This window comes from Pontibacillus litoralis JSM 072002 (assembly GCF_000775615.1).
GTDB lineage: Bacteria > Bacillota > Bacilli > Bacillales > BH030062 > Pontibacillus > Pontibacillus litoralis.
Map to the genome: position 1 here is coordinate 66,935 of NZ_AVPG01000001.1, position 23,258 is coordinate 90,192.

29 protein-coding genes are annotated in these 23,258 nt (G+C 38.7%); 2 read left to right on the top strand and 27 right to left on the bottom strand.

Annotation, left to right across the window (positions count from 1 at the left end; all coding sequences use genetic code 11):
• Nucleotides 1-26 precede the first annotated feature (26 nt).
• From ahrC to N784_RS00430, 24 genes are all read right to left on the bottom strand, one after another.
• Nucleotides 27-476, bottom strand: a complete 450-nt coding sequence (ahrC, locus tag N784_RS00315) for a transcriptional regulator AhrC/ArgR (RefSeq protein WP_036831646.1) — start codon at nucleotides 474-476, stop codon at nucleotides 27-29.
• 77 nt (nucleotides 477-553) lie between these two features.
• Entirely contained in the window at nucleotides 554-1,366 is an 813-nt protein-coding gene (locus N784_RS00320) for a TlyA family RNA methyltransferase (RefSeq protein ID WP_036830853.1), read from the bottom strand.
• Between the two features lie 5 nt (nucleotides 1,367-1,371).
• On the bottom strand, nucleotides 1,372-3,264 hold the full coding sequence (dxs, locus tag N784_RS00325; RefSeq protein ID WP_036830854.1) for a 1-deoxy-D-xylulose-5-phosphate synthase: 1,893 nt from the start codon (nucleotides 3,262-3,264) through the stop codon (nucleotides 1,372-1,374).
• A gap of 16 nt (nucleotides 3,265-3,280) precedes the next feature.
• A complete protein-coding gene (locus N784_RS00330; protein ID WP_036830856.1) occupies nucleotides 3,281-3,889 on the bottom strand; it encodes a membrane protein in 609 nt (202 codons plus the stop codon).
• A gap of 714 nt (nucleotides 3,890-4,603) precedes the next feature.
• A complete protein-coding gene (locus N784_RS00335; protein ID WP_232305948.1) occupies nucleotides 4,604-5,488 on the bottom strand; it encodes a polyprenyl synthetase family protein in 885 nt (294 codons plus the stop codon).
• 1 nt (nucleotide 5,489) lies between these two features.
• Entirely contained in the window at nucleotides 5,490-5,726 is a 237-nt protein-coding gene (locus N784_RS00340) for an exodeoxyribonuclease VII small subunit (protein WP_036830858.1), read from the bottom strand.
• On the bottom strand, nucleotides 5,719-7,071 hold the full coding sequence (gene xseA, locus N784_RS00345) for an exodeoxyribonuclease VII large subunit (protein ID WP_198134374.1): 1,353 nt from the start codon (nucleotides 7,069-7,071) through the stop codon (nucleotides 5,719-5,721). The genes N784_RS00340 and xseA overlap by 8 nt, the downstream gene beginning before the upstream one ends.
• Entirely contained in the window at nucleotides 7,061-7,942 is an 882-nt protein-coding gene (folD, locus tag N784_RS00350; protein ID WP_036830862.1) for a bifunctional methylenetetrahydrofolate dehydrogenase/methenyltetrahydrofolate cyclohydrolase FolD, read from the bottom strand. Before folD ends, xseA begins: the two co-directional genes overlap by 11 nt.
• Before the next feature lie 21 nt (nucleotides 7,943-7,963).
• Entirely contained in the window at nucleotides 7,964-8,353 is a 390-nt protein-coding gene (gene nusB / locus N784_RS00355; protein WP_036830864.1) for a transcription antitermination factor NusB, read from the bottom strand.
• 169 nt (nucleotides 8,354-8,522) lie between these two features.
• Nucleotides 8,523-8,924: an Asp23/Gls24 family envelope stress response protein gene (locus tag N784_RS00360; RefSeq protein WP_036830865.1), complete on the bottom strand. Its 402-nt coding sequence runs from the start codon at nucleotides 8,922-8,924 to the stop codon at nucleotides 8,523-8,525.
• Between the two features lie 18 nt (nucleotides 8,925-8,942).
• Complete coding sequence (gene accC / locus N784_RS00365) at nucleotides 8,943-10,298, bottom strand: acetyl-CoA carboxylase biotin carboxylase subunit (RefSeq protein WP_036830866.1); 1,356 nt, start codon at nucleotides 10,296-10,298, stop codon at nucleotides 8,943-8,945.
• A 12-nt stretch (nucleotides 10,299-10,310) separates the two neighbouring features.
• A complete protein-coding gene (gene accB / locus N784_RS00370; RefSeq protein ID WP_036830868.1) occupies nucleotides 10,311-10,808 on the bottom strand; it encodes an acetyl-CoA carboxylase biotin carboxyl carrier protein in 498 nt (165 codons plus the stop codon).
• Nucleotides 10,809-11,048: 240 nt separating this feature from the next.
• Nucleotides 11,049-11,639, bottom strand: coding sequence for a SpoIIIAH-like family protein (locus N784_RS00375; RefSeq protein WP_052127067.1), 591 nt, complete (start codon nucleotides 11,637-11,639; stop codon nucleotides 11,049-11,051).
• Nucleotides 11,640-11,653: 14 nt separating this feature from the next.
• Nucleotides 11,654-12,304 carry a stage III sporulation protein AG gene (gene spoIIIAG, locus N784_RS00380; RefSeq protein WP_036830870.1) on the bottom strand — a complete coding sequence of 217 codons (651 nt, stop codon included), beginning with the start codon at nucleotides 12,302-12,304 and terminating at the stop codon, nucleotides 11,654-11,656.
• A complete protein-coding gene (gene spoIIIAF, locus N784_RS00385) occupies nucleotides 12,301-12,927 on the bottom strand; it encodes a stage III sporulation protein AF (protein ID WP_036830872.1) in 627 nt (208 codons plus the stop codon). The genes spoIIIAG and spoIIIAF overlap by 4 nt, the downstream gene beginning before the upstream one ends.
• A gap of 13 nt (nucleotides 12,928-12,940) precedes the next feature.
• A complete protein-coding gene (spoIIIAE, locus tag N784_RS00390; protein ID WP_036830874.1) occupies nucleotides 12,941-14,119 on the bottom strand; it encodes a stage III sporulation protein AE in 1,179 nt (392 codons plus the stop codon).
• Nucleotides 14,120-14,144: 25 nt separating this feature from the next.
• Complete coding sequence (gene spoIIIAD / locus N784_RS00395; RefSeq protein WP_036830876.1) at nucleotides 14,145-14,534, bottom strand: stage III sporulation protein AD; 390 nt, start codon at nucleotides 14,532-14,534, stop codon at nucleotides 14,145-14,147.
• 15 nt (nucleotides 14,535-14,549) lie between these two features.
• Nucleotides 14,550-14,753: a stage III sporulation protein AC gene (spoIIIAC, locus tag N784_RS00400; protein ID WP_036830878.1), complete on the bottom strand. Its 204-nt coding sequence runs from the start codon at nucleotides 14,751-14,753 to the stop codon at nucleotides 14,550-14,552.
• A 25-nt stretch (nucleotides 14,754-14,778) separates the two neighbouring features.
• Entirely contained in the window at nucleotides 14,779-15,291 is a 513-nt protein-coding gene (gene spoIIIAB / locus N784_RS00405; RefSeq protein WP_036830880.1) for a stage III sporulation protein SpoIIIAB, read from the bottom strand.
• The gene (spoIIIAA, locus tag N784_RS00410) at nucleotides 15,236-16,213 is read right to left on the bottom strand and encodes a stage III sporulation protein AA (RefSeq protein ID WP_036830881.1); all 978 of its coding nucleotides are present in this window, start codon (nucleotides 16,211-16,213) and stop codon (nucleotides 15,236-15,238) included. The genes spoIIIAB and spoIIIAA overlap by 56 nt, the downstream gene beginning before the upstream one ends.
• 238 nt (nucleotides 16,214-16,451) lie before the next feature.
• Nucleotides 16,452-17,015, bottom strand: a complete 564-nt coding sequence (gene efp / locus N784_RS00415; protein ID WP_036830882.1) for an elongation factor P — start codon at nucleotides 17,013-17,015, stop codon at nucleotides 16,452-16,454.
• A 21-nt stretch (nucleotides 17,016-17,036) separates the two neighbouring features.
• Nucleotides 17,037-18,098, bottom strand: a complete 1,062-nt coding sequence (locus N784_RS00420; protein ID WP_036830884.1) for a M24 family metallopeptidase — start codon at nucleotides 18,096-18,098, stop codon at nucleotides 17,037-17,039.
• A 12-nt stretch (nucleotides 18,099-18,110) separates the two neighbouring features.
• Complete coding sequence (gene aroQ / locus N784_RS00425) at nucleotides 18,111-18,545, bottom strand: type II 3-dehydroquinate dehydratase (protein WP_036830886.1); 435 nt, start codon at nucleotides 18,543-18,545, stop codon at nucleotides 18,111-18,113.
• 77 nt (nucleotides 18,546-18,622) lie between these two features.
• Complete coding sequence (locus N784_RS00430; protein WP_232305949.1) at nucleotides 18,623-19,132, bottom strand: YqhR family membrane protein; 510 nt, start codon at nucleotides 19,130-19,132, stop codon at nucleotides 18,623-18,625.
• 135 nt (nucleotides 19,133-19,267) lie between these two features.
• Here N784_RS00430 and N784_RS00435 point away from each other — a divergent pair, with 135 nt between their 5' ends.
• Both N784_RS00435 and N784_RS00440 read left to right on the top strand, forming a co-directional pair.
• Nucleotides 19,268-20,224 (top strand): DUF1385 domain-containing protein, encoded by a 957-nt coding sequence (locus N784_RS00435; protein ID WP_036830888.1) that lies wholly within the window; start codon nucleotides 19,268-19,270, stop codon nucleotides 20,222-20,224.
• 28 nt (nucleotides 20,225-20,252) lie between these two features.
• A complete protein-coding gene (locus N784_RS00440; RefSeq protein WP_036830890.1) occupies nucleotides 20,253-20,660 on the top strand; it encodes an SA1362 family protein in 408 nt (135 codons plus the stop codon).
• Between the two features lie 19 nt (nucleotides 20,661-20,679).
• Here N784_RS00440 and N784_RS00445 read toward each other — a convergent pair whose 3' ends face one another.
• From N784_RS00445 to splB, 3 genes are all read right to left on the bottom strand, one after another.
• Nucleotides 20,680-21,570: a patatin-like phospholipase family protein gene (locus tag N784_RS00445; protein ID WP_036830891.1), complete on the bottom strand. Its 891-nt coding sequence runs from the start codon at nucleotides 21,568-21,570 to the stop codon at nucleotides 20,680-20,682.
• Nucleotides 21,571-21,659: 89 nt separating this feature from the next.
• A complete protein-coding gene (gene mntR / locus N784_RS00450) occupies nucleotides 21,660-22,091 on the bottom strand; it encodes a transcriptional regulator MntR (protein WP_036830892.1) in 432 nt (143 codons plus the stop codon).
• Nucleotides 22,092-22,171: 80 nt separating this feature from the next.
• On the bottom strand, nucleotides 22,172-23,203 hold the full coding sequence (splB, locus tag N784_RS00455; protein WP_036830894.1) for a spore photoproduct lyase: 1,032 nt from the start codon (nucleotides 23,201-23,203) through the stop codon (nucleotides 22,172-22,174).
• Nucleotides 23,204-23,258 lie beyond the last annotated feature (55 nt).

Genomic DNA, 23,258 nt, shown 5'->3' on the forward strand with positions numbered 1-23,258 from the left:
AGCTAGCACCTCAACTTTTCTTTAGTTTACAACATGTTTAGAAAACGATTCTGGGTCTGGACACTCTCATCCTCAGAACGGCAAATAATTAAAATGGTGTCGTCTCCACAAATCGTACCTAATATTTCATCCCAGTCTAAATTATCAATCAGTGCACCGACAGCATTCGCATTTCCGGGTAACGTTTTCATCACGATTAAGTGACCTGCTGTATCCATTCTTATGAAAGCATCCATCATGAGTCGCTTAAGTTTCTCTAAAGGGTTGAAGCGTTGGTCTGCAGGCAAACTATATTTATAACGACCGTCCATCGTTGGAACTTTAACGAGATGCAATTCCTTAATATCGCGGGATACGGTTGCTTGCGTGACATTATAGCCTAACGATTTTAATTGATAGACGAGATCATCTTGCGTCTCTATATCATTATCGGCGATCAATTCTCTTATTTTTATATGCCGTTGACCTTTATTCATACAAACTCCCTCGTTTCGTTTAAAATAATCCATGATGAACGTGTAAAAAGGAGCCACCAATGTAGCCCCTTTTTCCCTTAATGTGCATCATGTGCTTGTTGAACGATGTCATTTATGTCTACATTAGGGTTCATCATTCCTTCTCCATTCTCACTTAGTTGCAGATGAGCCAAAAATTCAATATTTCCATCGCCTCCAGTGATAGGAGAATAGGTTACATCCTTTACAATGTACCCAATTGATACTGCAAATTGTAGTATATCTTGTAACACTTGCTTATGCACTTTCTTGTCACGAACAATTCCTTTTTTACCAACTTGTTCTCGTCCCGCTTCAAACTGAGGTTTGATTAACGCTGCAACATCACCTTGCTTTACCAATACAGTCGCCAATACTGGTAAAATCAACTTTAAAGAAATAAAGGAAACGTCAATAGAAGCGATAGAAGGAACCCCATGCTGTAAATCTTCTGGAGTTACGTAACGGAAGTTTGTCCGCTCCATCACAATAACTCGATCATCATTTCGCAGTTTCCAATCTAATTGATTGTAGCCTACATCAATCGCATAGCTTTTCACTGCCCCGTTCTGTAATGCACAATCGGTAAATCCACCAGTTGATGAACCAATGTCAATTAATGTTTTTCCTTCTACCTGAAAATCAAATGTTTGGAGCGCTTTCTCTAACTTAAGTCCTCCACGGCTTACATATGGAATGGCTTTGCCTTTCACTTGTATAGTAATGGTTTCGTCTACTTTCATACCTGGCTTATCCAATTTCATATGATCAGTACAAACTAAACCAGCCATAATCGTCCGCTTAGCCTTTTCTCTCGTTTCAAATAGTCCACGTTCTACTAATAACGTATCAAGTCTTACTTTCCTCGACATATGTCTTAAGCCCTCTGTTTCTTATTTGGTAAAATATCTTTCACTTTTGCTTGTATATTCTCTTTTGTTAAGCCAATTTCATTATACAGTTCTTTCACGCTTCCATGTTCAATAAAGCGATCAGGCACTCCCATACGTTCGATGATTTGGCCGTGGTAGTTATTCTCTTCAGCAAATTCTAATACGCCACTTCCAAAGCCACCTTTTAGTATACCTTCTTCGACTGTTAGCATTGGAATTTGTTGCTTCATCAACTTGTGGAGCATTGACTCATCCATCGGTTTGATAAATCGGGCATTCACAACACTAACAAAGATTCCTTGTTTCTCTAATTCCTTACTCGCTTCTAACGCCATTGGAATGGTCGTCCCGAACGTTAAAATAACAGCATGATTTCCTTCCTGCAACACTTCCCATGAACCAATCGGTATCGTTTTTAAGTCTTGATCCATCGGAACACCTAAACCGTTACCCCGCGGATATCGAACGGCAATCGGACCTTCATTATATTCTAAAGCAGTATGAACTAAATGCTGACCTTCATTTTCGTCTTTCGGCATCGTGATCACAATATTCGGTAAAGCTCGTAAAAAAGAAATGTCGAATACACCTTGGTGCGTTTCGCCGTCTGCCCCGACTAGACCGGCACGATCCACCCCAATCATTACATTTAAGTTTTGACGACAAATGTCGTGAACAAGTTGGTCGTATGCTCGTTGTAAAAATGTGGAGTACATTGCTAAAAATGGCTTCATTCCTTGAGTAGCCATTCCAGCAGCTAAAGTAGCGGCATGCTGTTCAGCAATTCCGACATCAAATAATCGATCAGGGAATTCTTCACCAAATTTCTCTAGTTTAGATCCTAAAATCATCGCAGGAGTAATAGCAGCAATTCTACTGTCTTCTCTCGCTTTTTTAATAACCGCATCACTAATAACCTCGCTCCAAGCAGGAGGAGCATTCACAGGTTTAATTTTCTCACCTGATTCAATCTTATACGGTCCAACACCGTGCCACTTATCCTTCTCATCTGATTCAGCTGGATGGTATCCTTTTCCTTTTTGTGTCATCACATGGACAAGTACAGGCCCTTTTGTCTTTTTGGCATATTGTAAATTCTCCAATAGGTCTTCAAAACTATGCCCATTCACAGGACCAAAATACGTAAACCCTAATTCCTCAAAAAACATTCCAGGAACTACGAAATATTTCATACTATCCTTCATTCGTTCTGCAGCGGCTGCCATTTTTCCACCAACAGCAGGAATCCGCTTAAGTAACCATTCCATTTCATCTTTCACCCAATGGTACTTTCTTGCACTACGCATTCTTCCTAGTATATTGTGAATAGCTCCAACGTTATTCGCAATAGACATCTCATTATCATTCAATATAACGATAACATTCTTTTCTTCATCGCCAATGTGATTTAAAGCTTCAAGAGCCATTCCTCCGGTCAACGCACCATCGCCTATAATGGGAAGAATTGCATGATCCTCCCCTTTAAGGTCACGAGCAATCGCCATACCCATTGCTGCAGATAAAGAAGTAGAACTATGCCCTGTCTCCCAAACATCATGCTCGCTTTCGCAACGCTTTGGAAAACCGCATAGCCCTTGATATTGACGTAATGTATCAAATTGGATTGATCTTCCTGTTAGAATTTTATGAATATAAGCTTGATGACCAACATCAAATAAAAGCTTATCTTTAGGACTGTCAAATACTTTATGAAGGGCTAGCGTTAATTCAACAACACCTAAATTAGCTCCTAAATGCCCACCTGTCGTCGATAATTGTTCTATTAAAAATGTTCTTATGGAATCAGATAATTGTTCTAACTGTTTATTAGAATAGCCCTTTAAAAAGGAAGGATCTTTAATCTGCTGTAATTCCATGCTTTGTCACTCACCTTCATTGAAGTTTCTTCGAGCTCTTCTTTTTCTTATTGTTTCGCGAAACAATATTCACCTTCAGTTTACGCTCAATCAGAGATATAACACGGGCTGCAAAGAAAATGATTTCTGTTGAATGATGCACGGCAAAATATTTACCTAACGCTTTGCCCCCTACTGTTATTGCTGCGACAAGACTAGTAAAAACTACGGATATAACAAAATATAGCGTCGATTCGTCTGTTTGCCCTAACATAGAGGTAATTCGTAATACAACTAAAGTAGACGCTGTTCCACTAATAACCCCTGCAATATCCCCGATTACATCGTTACAAAAACTCGCAAATCGATCTGCATTTCGAACTATCGTAATGGATTGCTTTGCACCATTTACTTTCTCTGCTGCCATGGCATGAAAGGGTACTTCATTTGCAGCGGTAGCCGCTATTCCTAGCATGTCAAATATTACCCCAATAAATACAATTGTAAACACGATGATGATACCTACTAAATAATACACATCATTTAATAACATAGTGGAAATTACTGAAAAAATAGCCGCTAACACAAATGTGATAACGGCAATACTAACACTAAACTTTATAGACTTCTGTAGTTGTGTTTTCATCTATTTAACCTCTATTTGTATTCGTTCATTTGTGTTATATAACCATAAATACAGAATGGTCACTTAAAAGGTAAAAACTACGGCTTAGGTCCAGTAGGTTTTCCCAAGTGGATACCACGTGTTGCCACGTCGGCGGTTCCCCTTTAAATCCACCTTAGCTCCGTCACCGAAAGCTAGACTAGATTACCACTTAGTCCGCACTATAATCCCTTTGAAGTGTCTGACAGAACAGTCTAGGAGATTTCCTCAACAGTCTTTAACTGATTCCTAGCCTCTTTTGCAACACTGATTTCATATAGATGTTAAACATTATTGTAGTGGCCACCCACAAGAATGTTTATAACCATAATCCCCTCAGGGTCACTCAAGGCAGGCTACGCTACGCGTAATACTTCCCATTAAGCACCACCACATAGGTTCATACCCCATTTCATAGAAGACGTATGAGAACAGCCTCCCACAAGAATGGGCCTCCGCGGAAGCAGGGTCAACGCCCACATGCCATTGTGGATCGCCCTTCAACCTTAACTCCCAGCATCGACCCAAGGCTGGGCGCCTCAAGCCGACACAAGGAACTTCATCGATGTGCCCTTTGGCGGATTTTTAGGCCCGCCTTCAGAATCAGAGGACCGACTAGAATACTGCACCATCCTGATTTTATATTTACAATATACCATAACACGCTGCATTACTCAACGAATATGAATGATCTATTCAATTGTTTCGATTGCTAATGTAGTCAATTAATTCTACTAAAAGTGTATCATCTCCACCAGATTGTTGAAGAGCCTCTTTTGCCTTTTGCGTATATTTATCTTTCTGGGCAATAGCTCCTTGTAAACCAAGCAATTGAGGATATGTACTTTTTTCATTTGTTACGTCGCTTCCAACCGGTTTACCAATTGCTTGCTCATCACCTATAACATCTAATATGTCATCTTGAACTTGAAACAGAAGTCCTACATAAGTAGCATACGTTTCAATCTCTTTTCGTTGCTTTAACGTTGCCCCACCTATGTAAGCACCAGCTACAGCAGCGAAACGCAACAATTCGCCCGTCTTATGGCGGTGAATGGTTTCTAATTGTTCTAGGGTTAAAGACGTTTGTTCCCCTTCCATATCTAGCATTTGCCCAGCGACCATCCCCTCTGGGCCACTTGCTTTCGACAACTCTTTTGTTAAAAATACTTTTTCTTCGTCGTTTAATTGCTCCGCATTAGCAATAACATAGAACGCCGTAGTTAATAAAGCATCTCCAGCAAGAATCGCCGTAGCTTCATCAAATTGTTTATGATTAGTTGGCATTCCTCTTCGCATATCATCATCATCCATAGCCGGCAAATCATCATGAATTAATGAATACGTGTGGATCATTTCTAATGCACATGCAACTGGAAAGGCTCGCTTACTGTCACCACCGAATGCTTCACACGTTGCTAGCATTAGCGTAGGCCGGATTCTTTTTCCACCAGCATGAATTGAGTAAAGCATGGAACGTTGTAGCCGTTCAGGGATTTGAAGAAGTGTCAATTGATGTTCTAGCTGATGATTTAATTGTTCCATTTTACTTTGCATATATTCTTTTAAAGTAATCGGCACGCTATTCTTCCTCCTGAACATTAAATGGCTGCAACTCTCCTTGCTCATTCATAATTTGTTGCATTTGTTTTTCTACCTTCACTAATTTGTCGTTACACAGTTTAGAAAGTTTCATTCCTTCCTGATAAAATGTAATGGCTTTCTCTAAAGGGACATCACCCTCTTCTAATTTCTCAACAATTTGCTCTAACTGCTTCATCGCGTCCTCAAAACTTATTTGTTCTTGTTGATTAGTCATCGTATTCCTCTCTTTCCATCCCCGATATTTGACAATCTAATACCCCATCTTTCACCTTTACCTGTAAAACTTCACCTAGTTCCACGTCATCAACAGACTTCACAACATTACCCGATTCATTAAAAGGAATCGCATAGCCTCGTTTCATAATAGCTAATGGATTTAACAATGTTAATTTATTCAACATTTGATTGTATGAATGAACCTTATTTTGAACTTGAGACTCCATGCCTCTGTCAAGACGTTTAGTTACTTGATTTAGCTTATCGCTAGCACGGTCTTTGGCTGCTTGTGGCTGTTGTTGTTGTAGGCGATTGATCAATGTTGTAAACTTATCTTGTTTATTTGTACGCGTAATTACGTGAACGCGTTGCAATTGTTCGACGAGCTTATCTAACTCTTGTTCCTTTTGCTTTACCATTTGTTCAGGATAACGGAAAGCGTAAGACTTCTGGTAGCGGGCGATTTGTTCTTTTCCTTGTGACAACTGCATGCCCATCACTCGGTGTAATCGTCGCCCTAACAGCCTTACTTGATTTGTAAGTTCCACTTGAGAGGGCACAGCAATTTCCGCGGCTCCTGTAGGGGTAGGCGCACGATAATCTGCAACAAAGTCACTAATGGTGAAATCAGTTTCATGTCCTACAGCGGAAATAATCGGAATATGCGATGCCGCGATAGCACGGGCGACTATTTCTTCATTAAATGCCCACAGTTCTTCAATAGAACCACCGCCCCTCCCTGTAATGATCACGTCATCACTTTTTAGTTGATTAACGTAACTTATGGCTTGAGCTATTGAGTCAGCAGCATTTTTCCCTTGAACGAGTACAGGATATACCGTTACTTGGGCTAAGGGATAACGCCTCTCTACAGTAGTGAGTATATCCCGTACCGCTGCCCCTGTTGGAGAAGTAATAACTGCAATGCTGCTTGGAAAATCAGGTAACGGTTGCTTGCTTGCTGAATCAAACAGCCCTTCTTGCGTTAATTTTTTCTTTAATTCTTCGTAAGCTAAATACAAAGCGCCTACTCCATCAGGCTCCATTTGTTTAATATACAATTGATATTGCCCAACAGGCTCATAAACGCTAATTTCCCCACGAATAAAAACATTCATCCCGTTTTCAGGTGTGAATTTCAACGATCGGTTGTTACCAGCAAACATGACAGCATTAATGCGAGACTTTTCATCTTTAATCGTTAAATACATATGCCCACGACTATGAAGCTTAAAGTTTGATATTTCTCCTTTAAGCCACACTTCGTTTAAATGACGGTCTGTTTCCAATTTACGCTTTATGTATTTCGTTATAGCCGATACCGTTAAATATTTATCCGTCACGAGATGTACTTCCATTCGTTACTTGGTTCATTTGTCTTGCTGCTTTAATTGTATTTTGCAACAACATCGTAATCGTCATTGGACCAACCCCTTTTGGAACAGGTGTAATGTAGGATGCCTTTTCTTTAGCAGAATCAAAATCAACATCCCCTACTATGGAGCCATCCTCTAAGCGGTTAATACCGACATCTATTACAACTGCATCTTCTTTTATTTGTTTGTCTGTAATGAAATGTGCTTGTCCTATTGCAACAATTAAGATGTCCGCTTGTTGTAAATAACGATCTAATTGTTTCGTTCTAGAGTGACAGTACGTTACAGTTGCATGACGGTTGAGAAGCATTTGTCCAATTGGCTTTCCTACAATACGACTACGACCTAAAATGACAGCATGCTTTCCTTCAACCGTAATCCCTTTCTCATCTAACATAGTCATAATGCCATACGGTGTGCATGGAAGAAATGTATCTTTTCCCGCAATCATTCTACCAATACTGATAGGATGAAAACCATCAACATCTTTTGCTGGAGATATTGCTTCAATGATAATATCTTCTGAAATATGACTTGGAAGAGGAAGTTGAACTAAAATGCCGTGTACAGTAGTGTCGTTATTCAACTGATCAATTAGACCCAATAGTTGTTGTTCAGAGGTGCTTGCTGGTAACTGAATTAAATTAGAATGCATCCCTATTTTTTTAGATGCCCGCTCTTTCCCTTTTACATAAGATAAAGACGCTGGGTTTTCCCCAACTAGAACAACCGTTAAACTCGGATAAATACCCTGTTCATGTAACTTAGACACTTCATCTTTCATTTGTGCTCGTAAGTCATCTGCCAATTCCCTTCCATTAATGATGTGTGCAGACATGTATGAACCCTCCTATTTTCATTAATCTACTATTTTACTTAATACGCCATTTACAAAGCTACTTGACTTATCATCACCGAATACTTTCGCTAATTCAATGACTTCATTTAATGTTACTTTTTCAGGAATGTCTTCTTCATAATCTAATTCATAAACTGCCATACGTAATAACGTTCTTTCAACAGATGCAATGCGGTTAAACGACCATTTTTCTAGATGGGTGGATATTTTTTCATCAATTGTTTGTTTATATTTTTCTACCCCGTACACGAGCTGATTTACAAACGCATCATGAACTGGCAGCTCCTCACTTTCCATAACACTTTGTATTGCTTCGTCACTCGTAATATCATTCATATCCATTTGAAATATAGCTTGGAATGCCTTTTCTCTTGCTGTATGACGCTTCATAATCAATCTCCTTTAAACGTATGATTCCGTAAGATGATACCATTTTACCAAAAGAAAAGCTACTAAGAAAAGTGAAAGTGCTATGTTTCGAACCACTTGCAACGTTCATCATAAAAAAGCAAAGAAAGCAGAGGCTATAAGTGATAACTTAATAACCTCTGCTTGGACTTTATTCGTTTTCTCCAGCTTCTTTATCCGCTGTTGGTTCCATTTGGATGCCAACAATATGGACATTGATCTCCTTAATTTCAAGCGCCGTCATATTTTTCAATGCTTGACGAGTATTGTCTTGAATCATTTGTGCTATTTTAGGAATAGATACACCAAAGTCCAAAACTACATACGTATCAATGACAATACCTTCTTCTGTCAAATCCACTTTAATCCCTTTTGCATGGTTCACCTTACCTAACCTTTCGGCTACATCTGTGGCAAAGTTACCTCTCATGCTAGCAACTCCTCCAACTTCAGAAACGGCAATACCAGCAATCACTTCAATTACTTCCGGTGCTATTTCAATCGTTCCTAGCGCGGACCCTTCTCCAACATTTAACAGTGGTTTATCGTTCAAAATAACATCTCCTTTCCATTACTCCTCTTCCATTATAGTATAATGTTCGAGGAATTTCGTATTAAAATCACCTTCTCTAAATACATTGTGTGACATCATTTTATAATGGAATGGAATGGTGGTATGAACGCCCTCTACAACAAACTCGTCTAAAGCTCGTTTCATACGATCCATCGCTTCTTCACGTGTTTGACCATACGTAATTAATTTAGCAATCATCGAATCGTAATAAGGTGGTATATTCCATCCTGGATATGCTGCCGAATCTACTCGAACCCCATATCCTCCAGGCGGTAAATACATTTCTACTTTACCTGGTGAGGGCATAAAGTTTTTAAATGGATTCTCCGCATTTATACGACACTCAATAGACCAACCATTAAAGGTAATTTCATCTTGAGTGTACGTCAGTGTATCATTATTTGCAACATGTATCATTTCTTTAATTAAATCGACACCTGTTACCATTTCCGTTACAGGGTGCTCTACTTGAATACGCGTATTCATTTCCATGAAATAGAACGTTTCATTGTTTTGATCAAAAATAAATTCTACCGTACCAGCACCAGAGTAATAAACGGCTTCAGCAGCTTTAACAGCAGCTTGTCCCATCTCCTCTCTTAGTTCTGCGCTTAACGCCGGAGATGGCGACTCTTCTATTAATTTTTGCAGGCGACGTTGGACTGTACAATCACGCTCCCCAAGATGGATAACATTCCCGTGATTGTCAGCTAATATTTGGATTTCAACGTGACGAAAATCTTCAATGTACTTTTCAATGTAAAGTCCAGGATTTCCGAACGCAGTTTCTGCCTCTTTTTGCGTTACACGAATTCCTTTGACTAACTCATTCTCATCGCGTGCCACACGAATTCCTTTACCACCACCACCAGCAGTCGCTTTAATAATAACGGGGTAGCCAATTATATTTGCAATTCGCTTTCCATCTTCTTCGTCTTTAATTAATCCTTCAGAACCAGGAACTACAGGAACACCAGCTGCTTTCATTGTTTCTCTTGCGACATCTTTCGTTCCCATTTTACGTATAGACTCCGCACTCGGGCCAACAAAAATAATATTACATTCTTCGCATAGCTCTGCGAAATCCGGATTTTCAGAAAGAAAGCCGTAGCCTGGATGAATAGCATCCGATTCTGTTAACTTCGCCACACTCATAATATTCGTGAAATTCAAATAACTTTCACTACTTAAAGTCGGACCAATACAATACGCTTCGTCCGCTAACTGAACGTGTAACGATTCTTTATCTGCTTCTGAATAAACAGCTACTGTCTCAATATTCATCTCTTTACATGCACGAATAATTCGAACAGCAATTTCTCCTCTATTTGCAATTAAGAGTTTTTTAATCATATTTGCAACTCCTTACTTGGCTTTCACTAGGAATAATGGCTGACCGTATTCTACCAATTGTCCATTCTCCACTAATACTTCAACGATTTCTCCGCTTTGTTCTGCCTCAATCTCGTTAAACAGTTTCATCGCTTCTACAATGCAGACGACTGTATCTGCTTGCACAGCATCTCCTACTTTTACGAAAGGATCTTCTTCTGGGGAAGAAGCTTCGTAAAATGTACCCACCATTGGAGATACGATTTCGAAATCATAATCTACATCTGCCTTCGCATTCACTTCATCTTGAACAGAATTAGAAACTTCAACTGTTTCCGCAGGAGCTGGAGCTACTTGTTGTGGCGGCTTAGCTTGTACTTCTTCTTTTGTTTGCGTTTGTATGCGTTCTACTACTTGTTCCTTTTGCTTCTTCATCGAGATGGTTGTCCCATTGCTTTCGTATGTAAATTCATCAATGGAGGAATCATCAATTAGTTTAATTAATTCACGAATCTCTTGAACTTTTAACATATATGTGCACCCCTTTATCTAATTATAAACGTAATAATAACAGGTACTAATAACACCTCTTAATATTTTACGACAAATTTAGTACAAACTTCAACCTTTCATCATCTACGTGTCTGTGTATGAGCCATTCTATTTACGCTATTTTTTGTTTTTAACCGTCTTATAACAAGGGATTACACCCATATTATAACGTTGTAAACTTTTTTAAAAAAGAAAAAACCAGATGCGGCATACACCTGGTTATTGCTCATATGGCTGAAATTCTACTTCTACATTGGATACATTGTCTGTACCAAATTCATCATATACCATTTCCATTATTTGAACGGAATCTTCACGAGAAAGTTCATTTGCTTTAACTGTAACAAACACTTTATCCTCTTTTGACCGAACGAGTACATCTGGATATTCTGCTTTCGCTTGTATAGTTTGTTCGACGACATCTTCTTTCATGCTCCGCTCCTCTAATTGGCGTTTTTGTGCTACTGCTTCGTTAACTTCTGATGCGGAAACATCTCCAGAGGAAACAATTTGCTCTAATTCTTCTAATTGCTTAGATCTATTATCATCAATTTGCATACGCATCGCTACAAAATACTCATCACTCGACATGCTAGAAGTCATTTCTTCTGTTTGTTCCCCTTGTGTTTCAACAACATCCTCTTCTGATGTAGCTTTCTCTTCTTGTGTACCTTCTCCTTCTTTCTGTTCTTCTTGATCATACAATAATGCAACTTGATCTTGAGATGGCGATGTCATGTAATACACACTTAATACAATCATTAAACTAAGCATTGTTAACAACCAAACCGTTTGTTTCTTTAACATCATACAATTTCCTCCCTTTATTTTTTCGGCATTACAGAAATACGATGTGTTGGTACATCCATACTTCGTGATACCGCTTCTTTAATCGATTGTTGTACTTTCATATGGTCTGCTCCTTTAGCCACGACGAGCACTCCTCTTACCGGTGCTTTCTCCGTCTTCACTAATACAGGTATCTCTTGATCTCCTTTTCTCGTTAAGACGACTTGACTTTCTTCCGTAACGTCCTCTACCGTCCGCTCCCCTCCATTACGATCCGTTTCTTCTGTAGTTTGGCGTCCATTTGATTCATTTTTTTCATATACTTTTACTTCTGTTGAATCCAAATTAACCATCACTTCAACCTCTGATACTCCCTGTACTGCATTTAACAATTCTTGTAATTGTTGCTCATAGTAGCTTTCTTTCTCCGTCAACGCGTTCGATTGTTTTTGTTCTTTTTGTAAAAAAGTTTCTTGTTCTTGAGAAGTTGTTTCCGAATTAGCTTGATTCGTTTCGTCTTGTATAAGTGATGGAGATGGTTTGGGAGTAGCAAACAAGTCACTTACGATAAGTAATAGTAAGCCAAATAACGCAATGAGAAGTACATAGGCCATTTTCGTTGGTTTGTTACCATCTTCTGATTTTAGTTTCAGTAAGGATTGTAATTTAGAAAATGGTTGCTTCATTCCACCCCTCCTTCCCACTGTATATCAATTTTTTCTTTCGGTATTTGCCATTCATCTGCAAGAAATTCCCTGACATGTTTAGTAGATGGTTGATTAACTTGTTGCTGATTACGCTCCTGAACGTTAATCGAAACATACTCTACATCCTCTACTCTCCCTTGCTGAGTTTCTCCTACATTAGAAGACAACACCACACTAAGTTGCTCTAACGTTTCAAAGCCTATTTCTTGATCCGTTGTAAACTGGAAGGAAAAGTCCTGAATAGCTACTTCATGTTCATTCATCAACCCCTCTTTCACCTTATTTTCCAATTGGACAGCCATTTCTTCTAAAATATATGCACGTTGAGAGGCTTGTATTTCACTTTTCTTTACTTCTATTAAATTTTCCATCTCTTCTACTTCCATTTCTTGATTCCAACTCATCATTTGCTCGGATAAAACTTGATTCATATCTGTTTGAAACAAATGAAAGATAGGCTGTAAAAAAATTAGAATCAATAGTAGGCCTACTACCATTTTTGTATATTTGCGAAATTGGGAGCTAGGAAGTAACAAATCTGACACTAAGGCTAACAGTAAAAATAATATGATTTGCGTTACCCAGCTAATCAAATAATCCACCCGTACACCTCCTTTATCTGATCATCATCGTAACGTTACTAGTTACAACTAATAGGACAATCGTTAGGAAGAACATGAACGTAACGACTAACAACGCCGCAAAAATAAATAATATATGTTTTGCAATAATATCCATAGAAGAAATGATTGGTGCTCCTCCAACTGGCTGGAGAACGGCTGCAGCTATTTTGTAAATCAAGGCGATTGCTAACACTTTAATCGCTGGAAAAAGGGCTAAAGCTAGAATAAGAACAACACCTACAATACCGACTGTGTTCTTTAATAACAGAGAGGCACTTAGCACAGTGTCCGTTGCATCAGTGAACATTCGTCCCACGACAGGAACAAAATTGCCTGTTACAAATTTCGTCGTTTTCATTGCAACACCATCAGTAATAGCGGTAGTAGCACCTTGTACAGAAATTACGCCTAAAAAGATAGTTAAGAACGCACCTAATATCCCCATCGCTCCGTTACGTAACAATTGAGCAAGTTGAGTTACTTTATATTCCTCATTGATAGAACTAACGATACTTAATAAAGCGGATAAAAATAGTAATGGGAGAATAATGGTAGAAATAAGAACACCACTTGAATGAATAAGAAAAAGAATAACTGGGTGAAAAAAAGAAACCGCCATCACATTTCCGAACGTCGCCATCAATCCGAGCATAAGTGGAAGCAATGCAACCATAAAGCTACTCATCATCTCGATAGCATCCTTCGCATAAGAAACGGCTAAATAGAAACTGTTTAACGCTAACATAATGAGCACCATATATACGATTGCATAAGCTACTTTACTTACCGCTTGTTGTTCGAAAGCATTTTGTAACGATTGCAGAATCATGCTAAACAACGTAAGAAACACTAACGTCCCAAGTAACTTTCCATTCATAACAAGTTCATAAAAGAAAAATTTCAGTAACCCCCCCACCCAACCTTGAATGGATACCGCATCGTGATTCTTCATAAATTCAGCAAACGAACCTTTCTGTAGTTCTGGTAAGTAGCCACCATAGTCTTCTACAACCTTTGTCCAATATTGCTGAATTTCCGTAAAAGAAATAGCACTCCACTGATCGCTTGTCCATTCTGGTTCAGAAGTCTGAGCATGCACGCTAATATCCAAGAAGAAAAAGAATGGAACAGCAATAAGTACAATAACAATGATTTGATGGATAGCTCTCATGCTCGAATCAATCCCCTTTCCTTTCTCACGCAGGAATAAAACGAAGAATGGTTTCAATAACAGCTGTAAGAATTGGAACAGCTAAAACGAGAATAAATACTTTACCAGCTAATTCAATTTTGGATGCAACACTACTAAGCCCAGCATCCCGAGTAATTTGCGCGCCAAACTCCGATATATAAGCGATGCCGATAATTTTTAATATCGTTTCTACATACATCCCATTTACATCTGCCTTTTGCGCAATATATTCTAACAACCCAAATACTTGTGCAATTGGTTGGATCAGTACTAAGAAAATAACAATTCCAGTAAATAACACGATGACAAACGCAACAGAAGCATGTTGATCCTTTAATAATATGAAAATGAAACTTGCAATCATTGCAAAAGATACAACCTGAAAAATAACCATTGCCCCACCATCCTGCTATCGAAATAAGAAGACAGATTTAATTTGTTGAAACAAATCCGCTAGATTGTCCATGACTATAAACAAAACAAGAATAAAACCTACTAATGTGGCCCAATGCGCAATGTCCTCTTTTCCCATTTGTTTTAAAACGGTATGGATCATAGCAATGACAATGCCGATTCCTGCAATTTGAAATAATATATACGTATCCCCCAACATATCTCGCTCTCCTTTCTTCTCCTCCTTATATGAGCAGTAAAATGAGCAGTAATCCAGATAAGAACCCTAAACTTTTTACCATTTTGCTATATCGTTGCTGTTCATCCTCCGCTTCTTGTAATTCACGCTCTAAGTGAGATAACGCCAGTCTAATATGCTTTTGTTGTCCAACAAAATCATGTTGTCCTAACGTTTGACCGAATTGTTTCATTATTTCTTTTTCCCCTAATCCCAAAGCACTGTTAGACCAATATTCCTGAAGTTGCTTTTCCCAGACGAGATGTAAAGGTGCATTGCTCTTTTTTAGCGCACTACTAAACGCGTCAAAGAACAACGATAACGGTACAGGAATTTGTTTTGCTACTTGTTCACAAGCTTCCTTAACTGGTGATTGTCCATACAATATTTCTGCTTCTAATACTTGAAGGGCATTTTTCAGTTGTCGTATTTGTCTCGGACGTTCCTTTAATCGTTTAGCAAATTCAAAACCGCCCCACGTTGTAGCGCACAGTAGGAGTAGAGCTCCGATCCATTTCATGTGGGATGCACCTCGTTTTCAGTGGGATTCGTTCACCAAATTCATTTAAAACCGTTCGTTTAAAACCTGTCTTGTCCCATCCTCCTAACACAACAAAACGGCTAAACACTTGGTGCTGAAATAACGGGTGTAAGGAAGGACGATGACGAACGTATTCATAGCTATCCCCGTGCACGGTTGATATGACCGTTACCCCCGCATATACAGCTTCCATTAACGCCTTCACATCCTCTTCACTTCCTATTTCGTCCACAATAAGTACATCCGGTGACATGGAACGTATCATCATCATCATTCCTTCTGCTTTCGGACAAGCGTCCATTACGTCTGTCCGCATACCAAGTGTATGTTGCGGAACCCCATTTATGCTTCCGGCTATTTCAGACCGCTCATCTATCACTGCTACTTTTTGCGATGGAAGGCTATCTGTCCCTTCACTAATTATTCTCGCTATATCACGTATTAGCGTTGTTTTCCCCGTTTGTGGAGGCCCAATCAACAAAGTGTTTACATAACGATGGTGATACATAGATGCCATTAAGTCATTGGCGACACCTATTTGTTCTCTTGCAATACGAATATTAAATGAACGAATATGGCGTATTGCTTTCACAGCACCCCGTTCCGTATTGACCTTGCCAGCTAAGCCAATTCGATGCCCTCCAGCAATCGTTATATACCCCTCTCTCAATTCATCCTCTAATCGATAAATCGAATAATCCGCCAATTGATTTAACACAAATTGACTTTCTTCTATACTAGGCAATACATCGTGTAGAAATGTAACGTGTTGGCTAAACAATAATTCAATCGGTCGTCCAACTCGAATGCGAATCTCTTGAAGATCTGCCCATTGATTGATAGAGAGTTGCTTCAGTTCATCCCTTATTCGCTCTGGTAGAATCGTTATAATTTCTTCCAATAAAACCCCACCATTCCTCGCATGCTTTTACTGTAATTTATGCGCGCTTAATCAATTTATGACCGTAAATGATAGAAGAGACATCTTACAAAAATAGATAGTAGATATGAATAGAGGAAATGACCTGGAAGAAGGAATTATACACTTCTGTGATTATTTAGGAGAGCAAAACAAAAAAAACTGCACCCGTCGTCTAATTCCGACGTTGGTACAGTTTTTTGCATTTATTAGAACGATTCTATTTGTTTGAACGTGAAACGTATTTACCGTCGCTCGTACTAACGATAATTTTATCCCCTTCATTAATAAAGAAAGGTACTTGTACGATTAAACCTGTTTCCACTGTTGCAGGCTTAGACCCACCACTAGCAGTGTCTCCTTTAATACCTGGTTCTGTTTCCGTAACTTCAAGCTCAACGTTGTTTGGCAATTCAACGCCAATCGTTTCCCCTTGATAAAACTGAATGTTGATTTCCATGTTTTCTTTTAAATAGTTTAGCTCATCTTCTATTTGCTTTTCATTCAGTTCAACTTGCTCATACGTATTGTTATCCATAAACGTATGCATATCTCCTGAAGCATACAAATATTGCATTTTACTATTTTCGATATGGGCTTTTGCTACTTTTTCACCAGCACGGAATGTTCTTTCTTGAATCGCACCTGTACGAAGGTTACGCATTTTAGAACGAACAAAAGCTGCCCCTTTACCTGGCTTTACGTGTTGAAACTCCAACACTTGCCAAATGCCATTATCTACTTCAATCGTTAACCCTGTTTTAAAATCATTTACTGAAATCATATGATGTCCTCCTTCAATAGGCTATAGCGTAATAAGCTTCTTCGTAGATGTAGATAAACGCTCGTTGCCACTTTCTGTAATAACCGTATCATCTTCTATACGACAGCCACCAATCTCTGGCACGTAAATACCTGGTTCAACTGTAACTACCATGCCTGGCTTTAACGTTTCTTGAGAGCGGAACGATAAACCTGGGCCTTCATGAACATCTAAACCAATGCCATGACCGGTAGAGTGGCCAAAATAATCCCCGTATCCCTTTTCCGTAATATAATCACGTGTTAAGTCATCCGCTTCTTTTGCTGTTATACCAGCCTTCAAGCCTTGTAATCCACGTAATTGCGCTTCTAAAACCGTGTCATAAATTTCTCTTAATGACTCACTAATTTCTCCTACAGCAACGGTACGGGTTATATCTGAACAATACCCTTTATAAAGTGCGCCAAAATCAAGCGTTACTAACTCTCCGGACTGTATTACTTTATCAGATGCAACACCATGTGGCAAGGCAGATCGATAACCTGAAGCTACAATAATATCAAATGAAGAGGAAGTTGCTCCTTGTTGACGCATAAAGAATTCTAATTCATTTGCTACATCAATCTCTTTTACGCCTGGTTTTATGTACGTCAGAATATGTTCAAAGGCCGCATCTGCTATTTGAGCCGCTTCCTTTAATATCTTAATCTCATCTTCATTCTTTATCAAGCGCAATTTTTCAATCATGTTTCCTGTAGGTACGAGTGATACATCCACGACTTTTTGGTAAGCTTCGTATTGCGCATACGTCATGTGTGCTTTCTCAAAACCAAGTTGATGGACGCCACACCGATTTACTTGCGTCGCAATTTCTTCGTGAATTGGTCCATGATGTTGAATAATCGTGAAACCTTTCACTTCATCAGCAGCTTGCTTCATATAACGAAAGTCAGTAATAAATATCGCTTCTTCCATCGTAATGAGCACAACACCGGCTGTTCCTGTAAAATTGGTGATATAACGTCGGTTTTTACTACTTGTAATAAGGAACCCATCCATCTCTTGTTCCTTCATCATTTCTCTTATGTTACGTATTTTCTCCATATTTGCTCCCCCTTATGAGTATTGATTAATGAACGCTTGAGTAGCTAACACATATCCCATTGCCCCTAATCCTACAACTTGTCCCCACGCAACCGGAGCGATGTACGATGTGTGACGAAACGTTTCTCGCTGATGCACATTCGAAAGGTGCACTTCAATTACCGGCAATCCTACACTGGCAATCGCATCCCGTAAAGCCACACTCGTGTGCGTATAAGCACCAGGATTAAAGACGATTCCCGCTACGTCATGACGAGCTTGATGAATTTGATCAATTAGTTCCCCTTCATGATTGGATTGAAATGCTTTTACTTTCCAACCGTGGCGCTGACATACTTCTTCTACTTGCTGTTCAATATCTTGTAGCGTTACTGCTCCATAAATATCTGGCTCCCGAACCCCTAGCAAATTCAAATTCGGTCCATTTAGTAATAATAATTGTTTCATCATTTCTCTCCTACACCCAATCAACCATAATATTCAGACACTTTTAAGAATAACATAATAAATGCCGAATACGCTATTTATTTCGCATTTTCTGCTTCGTACTGTTGATATTCGTAAGAGATGGAATATCCTATGAACGTACCATATAATAAGTATATACAAATGGTTGTTACGATTGTATTACTATCTAGCTCACTAAAGGAGGGTACTGCTTCAAAAACGGGATTCATAAAATAAAAAAAGACAAACCACAAAGCCACACCGAAAATCATAGCCGGCATCATGCCTACCATTTTCCGAAACAAGAAAAAGTACAAGACAGCGACGACAATAGATAATACACCAACACAAAGAATGCCAAGCAGTTCTCCTAACCAACTACTCGCCCATTCCGTTTGTATCCAAGATCGTATAACAAACGATGCAGCTGAAACCGTGCTAAAGCTAAAATAATACGTGACAGTTCCTATAAAGCTCCATAACACACCACCAACAAATCCAGTAACAATTGCTTTACTCAATGCAGACATAGGTTTTTCCGTTTTATTTTGCTCCAATTGTTGTGTTTCCATTTCACGTCGTGCCATTGCAATCACCTCTTTAAGTAGCATAGCCTAAAAAGGTAAATTCCATGCTTTTTCACTAAGGGACTAGAGGTAGAACACGTTTTCTAGTAAAATATAAAGAAACTAAGCAAGCTACATCATTTAGGATGGTGAAATATGAGTGAACAAAATCAAGCTGTTTATGGCGGGCAAGCTGTTGTCGAAGGCGTTATGTTCGCCGGAAAATCAAGCTACGTAACAGCAATTAGAAGAAAAGACCAATCAATTGAATATTTTGAAGTAGAAAGGAAAGACTCTAAAGGAGCACAACGATTAAAGAGAATACCTTTTTTGCGTGGTTTAGTAGCACTTGTACATGCTAGCGCCAATGGTACGAAACATTTAAACTTTTCAACAGAACGATACGATGTCCATCCTGAAGATGACGATACCATACAAAAGGAAGAAGAAACATCGAAATTAGCAATGATCATTGGCGTTGGAGCAGTTGGTGTTCTTTCCTTTATAGTAGGAAAGATAATCTTTACATTAACGCCTGCTCTTATTGCAGAACTATTTCGTGGTGTCGTACCTGGTAAAACAGGGCAAGTCATGTTAGAAGGGTTATTTAAGTTTATCTTTCTTTTATCCTATATTTACTTAATCTCCTTAACACCACTTATTAAACGCGTGTTTCAATATCACGGTGCAGAGCATAAAGTGATTAACACATATGAAAATGGTGACGAATTAACCGTCGAAAATGTCCAAAAAAATTCTCGACTGCATTATCGCTGCGGTTCTAGTTTTATACTTTTTACCGTTTTTGTCGGGATTGTCGTCTATTTACTACCTTTCATCGCCACGGAACCATTATGGTGGAGAATGGTCAATCGTATTTTACTACTTCCTGTTGTTATCGGAATCTCCTTTGAAGTATTACAATTAACGAATAAAGCAAGAAATATTCCAGGATTAAAGTTGCTAGGCTATCCAGGCTTATGGTTACAATTACTAACGACGAAAGAACCAACCGATGATCAAGTAGAAGTAGCCATCCACTCATTTAAAAAAGTTCTAGAAAATGATAAAAACGCTGGTAAAAGTGGTATATATGGTAGTAAGGTAATGTAAATCAACATGCAGAAAGGAGGAGCATTCATTGTTTCAAAAAGTTGCAAAACCGCTCTTTTTTACAATTATCGGTCTAGCCATTGTAGGTATAGCATACGAACTTATGACAAACGCAGGTGCCTTTTTCACCCAAATGCTCATTACTATCGGCATCGCTGTTGTCATAATTAGTATTTTGTATTTCATTATGAATAAATTCGTATTCAATCAATCGAATGATATGAAGCACTATCGCAAAGCTGTACGTCAATCGAAGATGAAATATGGCAAGACCAAATCCTCTAGCATAAAGAACAAAACAAAACCTACTACCTTCAAAAACAAAACAAGCGTAAAATCCGAGAAACTTACCAAAAATAGACCCCGAAAAAAACCGTCTCATTTACGTGTCATTGAAGGAAACAAAAATAAGAAAAAAGACCGGGCCTCACTATAAAAGAGATGCCTGGTCTTTTTTATGGAATCCAATTTTGTAAAAACTCATTTGCTTTCTTCTCACCTATCTCCATCAACTCTTCTTTCTGTTGATTCGTCATTTGAAAGTCTGTCGTATCCACATTTTCTATAGGAATAAATAGAATATCAGCCGTTTCTCCTGTCGAAATATGTCTCGCATCATGTGCTTTTTTCATAGTAGAGAATAGAGCATGGAACATTTCAATCGCGTTGTTAATTTTCCGCGGTGGAATGTTATCCATTGAATCACTTAACTTCATACCGAGTATAGGCCGTTTTCTTCCTCCATCACGGGACGTAAATACCCAAATAGGAAAGTTACTTAACAGACCTCCATCCACCATAACACTTTTCACATCCGTTTTTCCTTTCAACTTATCCGGTATAAAAAAGTATGGCAGGCCTGCACTCATCCGAACTGCTCTTGCCACACTGAAATGATTAGGATTTAATCCATACAACCGTTCTAAATCATCTGGCAACACAACCATACGGCCTAAGCTTAAGTCAGAAGCAATGACTTTTAATCGGCCCTCTGGTATATCTCCAAATGTGTATACTCCTTTTGCTGCTAATTGTTCATACAACCATTGTTCGAAGTTCTTCCCTTTATAAATTCCAAGTCGAAAGTATAAGGACAGCCATTTAGTAAAAGGAAACCAATTACCTAGCATAGGAGGGTCTAAAAACTTCTCCAAATGGACTTGATCAAATCGCTCCCGAATTTCATCACTAGTGTAGCCAGCAGCTAAAAAAGCAGACAATATCGCACCAGCAGATGTTCCAGCTACACGTTCATACTGATACCCTTTAGCTTCTACTGCTCGAATCGCTCCTAAGAAAGCAACAGCCTTCACACCCCCACCCGAAAAAACACCATCCACCTTCATTACAATCCCTCCCACACCATTAGTTTAGTGTATTTAAAATCAGATTAGAACATTTCTAACATAAAAAAATAGCAACTAAACTTCAGCTGCTATTTCTCCATCTGCTCTTCATTCTTTTGTTGAATACTTCTTAATTCTTTTATATAATCAGGGTTCGTTTCAAAAAATTGAACGAGATCACCAATTCGATCAATAGAGTTCCAACTTAAATGATGTTCAATTCCCTCTACATCATTATAAATATTCTCCTCATCCACTCCAATGACTTCCAAGAATTGTTCTAGTAAGTCATGGCGGTACACTAGGCGCTTACCGACTTTCTTTCCTTTACTTGTTAAAATAAGACCTCTATATTTTTCATAATTTAAGTACTCATCCTTGTCTAGCTTCTGCACCATTTTCGTAACTGAGGAAGGGTGGACTTGTAAATTCTCCGCTATGTCAGACACTCTCGCATACCCTTTGTCTTCAATTAATATATATATTTGTTCAATATAATCTTCCATACTAGGTGTTGGCATAACAATCCTCCAATTCTGCCGTTTCAGCAATACTCCGCCAGTTAAAATGATACACTAGAAAAGGGTAAATAACAAGATTTCTAAGTGAAGTAAACTATTTTACTAGTAGGAAAAAATTGTTCCACATATTTTTGGAACGTTTGTTGAATTTCTTCTTGTTGCTCCGTTTGATATACATATTTCCCAATACCATAACGACCCCATTTATACTTTCGTTCTTCTTCCCTCATCTCAAGTTTCGTTTTCGGATATCTTTGTAGAATGACTTTTTTGGCTGGCTTTGTAAAGCGATGCTGGATAAGTTCGAAAGTTAAATCATTTTCTCTTGCAAGTGAACCTGCCATTTCTTGATGCAAGTGCTTAAACAATTGATAATATCCTTCTTTCCAATCCTCTCCATACAAATAAATTGGCGCAACGATAAAACCTAGCGGGTATCCAGCATCTGCTACTTTGCGTGCTGCTTGTAAACGTTGTTGTAACGGAGATGTACCTGGTTCAAACTTCTTAATCACATAATCTGCATTAATACTAAACCGAAATCTTGTATGGCCATTATGAGCCGCGTCTAACAAATGGTCTACGTGATGGTATTTCGTCACAAAGCGTAAGCGTCCTTTTTCTTGCTGACCGATAAATTCAATTGTTTTCTTAAGAGAATGGGTTAAATGATCAATTCCCACGATGTCAGACGTACACGCCGCCTCGAAACGTGTCGGTTCCTCTCTTTCCTCTATATAAGATAATGCTTGCTCGAAGATGTCTTCTAAATTTACATACGTCCGTATATACGGTTTTTTTCCTAACGTCGTTTGTAAATAACAATAGTGGCAGTGTCCCATACATCCTGTGGCCAATGGAATCGCATATTCTGCCGAGGGTTTAGAGGTATCAAATTTCAACGTCTTTCGTACACCTATAACAAGCGTTTTCTTTGCGTTAGCATATTTTCTTAACTCTGTATCGCCTGGAATTCCGCGTACTTGATTATGAGAAGTTGTTTCTCTAATTTCAATACCTTGTTGCTTAAACTTTTCATACAATTGCTTACCTAGCGGATATTCCATAGCTCTTGGTTCAATATATATAAGATTTGGTGTAAATGGTTCCACACTATCACTCCTTTCGAGCTATAGTGTGTACCAATTCTAATTACACATGTATGAA

Bases quoted from the DNA above. Each gene is read 5' to 3' on its own strand.
- N784_RS00375 (WP_052127067.1), bottom strand. From the start codon at position 11,639: ATGATGTTAAAGAAACAAACGGTTTGGTTGTTAACAATGCTTAGTTTA.
- N784_RS00445 (WP_036830891.1), bottom strand. From the start codon at position 21,570: ATGAAGGTGGATGGTGTTTTTTCGGGTGGGGGTGTGAAGGCTGTTGCT.
- aroQ (WP_036830886.1), bottom strand. From the start codon at position 18,545: ATGAAACAATTATTATTACTAAATGGACCGAATTTGAATTTGCTAGGG.
- ahrC (WP_036831646.1), bottom strand. From the start codon at position 476: ATGAATAAAGGTCAACGGCATATAAAAATAAGAGAATTGATCGCCGAT.
- N784_RS00420 (WP_036830884.1), bottom strand. From the start codon at position 18,098: ATGGAGAAAATACGTAACATAAGAGAAATGATGAAGGAACAAGAGATG.
- mntR (WP_036830892.1), bottom strand. From the start codon at position 22,091: ATGCCAACACCTAGTATGGAAGATTATATTGAACAAATATATATATTA.
- spoIIIAD (WP_036830876.1), bottom strand. From the start codon at position 14,534: ATGGTTATTTTTCAGGTTGTATCTTTTGCAATGATTGCAAGTTTCATT.
- folD (WP_036830862.1), bottom strand. From the start codon at position 7,942: ATGTCTGCACACATCATTAATGGAAGGGAATTGGCAGATGACTTACGA.
- spoIIIAE (WP_036830874.1), bottom strand. From the start codon at position 14,119: ATGAGAGCTATCCATCAAATCATTGTTATTGTACTTATTGCTGTTCCA.
- N784_RS00330 (WP_036830856.1), bottom strand. From the start codon at position 3,889: ATGAAAACACAACTACAGAAGTCTATAAAGTTTAGTGTTAGTATTGCC.
- N784_RS00435 (WP_036830888.1), top strand. From the start codon at position 19,268: ATGAGTGAACAAAATCAAGCTGTTTATGGCGGGCAAGCTGTTGTCGAA.
- accB (WP_036830868.1), bottom strand. From the start codon at position 10,808: ATGTTAAAAGTTCAAGAGATTCGTGAATTAATTAAACTAATTGATGAT.
- spoIIIAG (WP_036830870.1), bottom strand. From the start codon at position 12,304: ATGAAGCAACCATTTTCTAAATTACAATCCTTACTGAAACTAAAATCA.
- N784_RS00320 (WP_036830853.1), bottom strand. From the start codon at position 1,366: ATGTCGAGGAAAGTAAGACTTGATACGTTATTAGTAGAACGTGGACTA.
- spoIIIAC (WP_036830878.1), bottom strand. From the start codon at position 14,753: ATGTTGGGGGATACGTATATATTATTTCAAATTGCAGGAATCGGCATT.
- N784_RS00340 (WP_036830858.1), bottom strand. From the start codon at position 5,726: ATGACTAATCAACAAGAACAAATAAGTTTTGAGGACGCGATGAAGCAG.
- dxs (WP_036830854.1), bottom strand. From the start codon at position 3,264: ATGGAATTACAGCAGATTAAAGATCCTTCCTTTTTAAAGGGCTATTCT.
- efp (WP_036830882.1), bottom strand. From the start codon at position 17,015: ATGATTTCAGTAAATGATTTTAAAACAGGGTTAACGATTGAAGTAGAT.
- nusB (WP_036830864.1), bottom strand. From the start codon at position 8,353: ATGAAGCGTCATACAGCAAGAGAAAAGGCATTCCAAGCTATATTTCAA.
- spoIIIAB (WP_036830880.1), bottom strand. From the start codon at position 15,291: ATGAAATGGATCGGAGCTCTACTCCTACTGTGCGCTACAACGTGGGGC.
- N784_RS00430 (WP_232305949.1), bottom strand. From the start codon at position 19,132: ATGGCACGACGTGAAATGGAAACACAACAATTGGAGCAAAATAAAACG.
- accC (WP_036830866.1), bottom strand. From the start codon at position 10,298: ATGATTAAAAAACTCTTAATTGCAAATAGAGGAGAAATTGCTGTTCGA.